Origin of the sequence: Methylobacterium bullatum, assembly GCF_014845095.1 — a bacterium.
In the GTDB taxonomy this organism is placed as follows: Bacteria; Pseudomonadota; Alphaproteobacteria; order Rhizobiales; family Beijerinckiaceae; genus Methylobacterium; species Methylobacterium bullatum.
Genome location: NZ_NKUG01000237.1, coordinates 1 through 3,758 on the forward strand (window position 1 = coordinate 1; position 3,758 = coordinate 3,758).

Sequence of the window (3,758 nt, forward strand, 5' to 3'; positions counted from 1 at the left end):
CATGCTCTCGGAGCGCCTGCTGCATCTGCTCACGCAGGCGCTCCGAGAGCATGGCATAGGCCGGGTCGAGGCGGGACGAGGTCTGAAGGAGGATGGCCGCGGGGCGGGCGATGACGGCGAGAACGTCGTCGGCGGCCTCGAGGGATGCGGTAACGCTCGCATAACCCAGCTCGGCAAGCTCGGCGGCGAGGGAGTGATCGATGGCGCGGTGACCATCATCGACGACCAACACTTGTTGCAGCGCACTCATGACTGTCAGGGTTAGCCCATCAATCGCCCCTTGGGAAGGGACCTGTGCGATAACACACGTCAACCCGGATGGTTCGCCGGCTGTGGGGCGAAATTACTGCGGCCACCCGGCCGATGTCCCGGGGTCGGACGGCGACGTCACGCGCTTGCCCGCCTTCACACATGACGTCAGCCGATCACTATAAGAAACTGCTTTCACAAGCAGATTTTATTTTCCAAGCACACTGAATCTTGGCCATTCGCGATGGCCGCGCACCATTCCTCGAAAGCGGTGGATTTCGGGCAAAACCCGAAGCCGAGACGATCAGCAGCGGACGATCTCGGTTGCTCGGCCGGCAAATATTTTTGCCGCGAAGGGCACGGCATTCCAGAGATCGGCGGTTTTTCCCGGCGGAATTCCGCGCTGCAATGGGCTGGCCCCGGAGGCGCGACCCCGGAAAGCGAATCGCCCGTCCTCGTCCCGCGCGATATCGAGCAGGGCCGGAAACGGCGCCAGCGGGTGAGCATCCGCAAGGAAGTGGGCGAGATCCCCGTCGGCCCGCGAGGCGGTGAGGAGCGCCGTCTCGTCGAAGGCGAGGACATCGACCACCCGTCGCGGGGCATGGACGGAGGCCGGCGCCAGCAGCCGGGCGTGAAGGCGGGTCGGTAACCGATGGGCCAGGACGATGGATTCGAGTCCGTCCGGGCTGCGGCTCGCGGCCAGATTGCGTTCGAGGGCGGCCGGCGCGACGAGATGGGTCGGGCCCGGCCGGCCCAGCGCTTCGGCGAAGCGGCCGGCATCGAACGGCCCGACCATTTCCAGGCCGGCCCCCGCCACGAGGGCGGCACCGAGACCGGTGACGAGCCCCCTCAGGTCGACGGGAGCGAGGAGGGTCAGGATGCGCTCGCGGGGGGCGACCCGGGCCGTGGCGAGATGGACGGCGATGGTGGCGATCAGCGCGTCGGCGGGACGATAGACCGGCTGCGCGGGATCGGCGGCGGCGAAGGTGACGAGCCCGGCGCTCTCCGGTGCGAAGGGGCCGCCGCGTCCGTCGAGGACCATGCCGTCGAGGCTGATGACGCCGTCGGGCACGTCCGGCCCGAAAGCCGCGAGGTAGCGCAGGCCGAAATAGCGTACCGCCACCTGGCGCAGGCACTCGGCCGGAAGCTTTCCCGCGACCCGGGACTGGGTGAGCACGGCCTGGATGCCGGCGGCCTGGATGCCGGAGACCAGGGCATCCTCGTCCCATGCCTGGGGCAGGAGGCAGGGAATGTGGCCCGCGGCCTCGATGGCGAGGTAGGACAGCAGGGTCTCGGACCCGGCGGCGGCGATGAGGCCGACCCGACTCGCCGGAGCCAGGCGCCATTGTCGCATTCCGTTGGCGAGGCGCGCGACGATCTCGGCGGCGGCCCCATAGGTCCAGGTGATGGGGCCGCGCCCGGACCAGCCTGCCTTGTCCTTCGGATCCACGAAGGCGACCCGGCCGGGATCGGCATGGGCGGTCGCCGCCAGCAAGGTGCACAGGCCGGGCCTGGCCGTTTCCGAGCGCTGGCTCGGCGCGACGGGGCTGTCCGCCGGTACGGGGACGGGGAGGGCGTCACGAAAGGACATGATCGCTGGCTGCGCCGACACCTCCGCTCAACTCCCCGCGCGCATCGACTCCTCGTGCCCTCCGGTCATGGACGATTAGGGTTAAACCTTGCTTAAACCGATCCGTGTCGAGGAGGCCGAACGGGGACGATCGCGCTCATCCAGACGAGACAGGTGTCATGTCTTCGCCGCATTCCGCAGGGAAGCAGGCCGCCCGGTCGTTCGAGCGGGTTCGAGGCGTTGAGCGCCCCGTCCGGCGCCTTGGCGGGCCAGGTTGGCCATCCAAGCTCCGGGAACGGGCAATTTGCGCGCGCCGAGGGCTTGACCGCGCGGACCAGGGCGGCGAGGGCTCGACCGAACACCGTCCGCGGGTTTCGATCCGCACCATCGAGTTCAGGAAACGCCTTGCTGGGCTCGAGAGCCGCAGCATTCCTTCGTCATTCGCGATATCCAAGGGGTCAGAGCTGATGTTCTTTGCCAACCGTCCCGCGCGCCCGATGCGCGCCGCCGCGATTCTCGCCCTGGCCGGCATGATGGGCAATGCGGGCTTGGCGGCACCGGCCTTCGCCCAGGCGCCGAAGGGCAAGGCGCCCGCTCCGGCCGCCCCGGCACCGGCGGCTCCGGCCACCCAGACCCCGGCCGCCCAGCAGCCGGCCGGCCCACAGATCGTCAACGTGAAGTCCGAGCCGTCTCAGGCCGACTGGACCAAGGTGTGCGGCAAGGACCAGAACACCAGCACCGACGTCTGCTACACCACCCGCGACTTCGTCTCCGACCAGGGCCAGCCCGTCCTCGCCGTGGCGGTCTACGACATGAAGAACGCCCAGCAGAGCGTGCGCGTGGTGCGCTACCTGCTGCCGCTCGGCCTGCTCCTCGGCCCCGGCATCCGCTTCACCGTCGATGGCCAGCAGGCGACCCCGGGCAAGTTCGCCGTGTGCTTCCCCAACGGCTGCTTCGCCGAAGCCGGCAATGTCGGTAACGACCTCGTGAATGCGCTGAAGAAGGGCACCACCCTCAACATCAGCGTCCAGAACCAGGCCCAGCGCGAGGTGACCTTCGCCGTGCCGCTGGCTGGCTTCGGCAAGGCCTTCGACGGCCCGGCCGTGGACCCGAAGGTGCTGGAAGAGCAGCAGAAGAAGCTCCAGGCCGAGCTCGAGAAGCGCAGCGAAGACATGCGCAAGAACCTGGAGAAGCAGAACGCCGCCGGTACCGCTGCCGGAAGTGCCGCTCCGAAGCCCTGAGACCGGCTCCTGGCCTCGATCCGAACATGAAAAAGGCCGGGCTCGTCGCCCGGCCTTTTTCATGCGCACATTCGACGACGGCGCCCCATGCCGTGGGGAACCGTCCCGCACTCAGTTCGCGTGCGCGCTCCGGAGACGGTAGGCGCCGTCCGAATCCCGCTCGAACACCTCCGGAATCCCGGCATGGCGCAGGGCCTCGCCGGATGTATCGGGAACGAGGTTCTGTTCGGAGACGTAGGCCACGTACTCGCTCTCCGCGTTCTCGGCGAGGAGGTGGTAGAACGGCTGGTCCTTGCGCGGCCGGACCTCCTCGGGGATCGCCAGCCACCATTCCTCGGTGTTGTCGAAGATCGGGTCCACGTCGAAGACGACGCCGCGAAACGGGTAGATCCGGTGGCGCACCACGGCGCCGAGGCCGAACTTGGCGGTGCGCGTCTGGGTTCCGGTGGGAGAGAGATCGGTCATGACGCCAAAATAGGATGCGTCGGACAGGTTGTCATCGGCGGCGTTGCCACGCCGCATCGCAAGGAGCCATCCCGGACGGCATCCGGCCGATCGCTTCGGGATCCGTGGCTGCGGGAAGCGGCGGTGAGGGGGGGCGAACGAACGAGGCTGTGCCTGAGCCGCCCCCTCACCGTCGGCTGCCGGCTCGCTTCATGCCCCGACGAGGGGGCATGAAGCCCTCTCCCCGCGTGCGG

Annotated in this window: 4 protein-coding genes; 1 reads left to right on the top strand and 3 read right to left on the bottom strand. The window is 68.5% G+C overall.

Annotated features, from left to right (window positions below):
* Both MBTS_RS22555 and MBTS_RS22560 read right to left on the bottom strand, forming a co-directional pair.
* Window positions 1-250 (bottom strand): hypothetical protein (locus MBTS_RS22555; RefSeq protein WP_192216538.1); only part of this gene is annotated, 250 nt, incomplete at its 3' end.
* Window positions 251-553: 303 nt separating this feature from the next.
* On the bottom strand, window positions 554-1,840 hold the full coding sequence (locus MBTS_RS22560) for an AMP-binding protein (protein ID WP_081612738.1): 1,287 nt from the start codon (window positions 1,838-1,840) through the stop codon (window positions 554-556).
* A gap of 446 nt (window positions 1,841-2,286) precedes the next feature.
* Here MBTS_RS22560 and MBTS_RS22565 point away from each other — a divergent pair, with 446 nt between their 5' ends.
* Window positions 2,287-3,060 carry an invasion associated locus B family protein gene (locus MBTS_RS22565; protein WP_192216539.1) on the top strand — a complete coding sequence of 258 codons (774 nt, stop codon included), beginning with the start codon at window positions 2,287-2,289 and terminating at the stop codon, window positions 3,058-3,060.
* Between the two features lie 111 nt (window positions 3,061-3,171).
* Here MBTS_RS22565 and hspQ read toward each other — a convergent pair whose 3' ends face one another.
* Entirely contained in the window at window positions 3,172-3,525 is a 354-nt protein-coding gene (gene hspQ, locus MBTS_RS22570) for a heat shock protein HspQ (protein ID WP_026175917.1), read from the bottom strand.
* Between the last annotated feature and the right edge of the window lie 233 nt (window positions 3,526-3,758).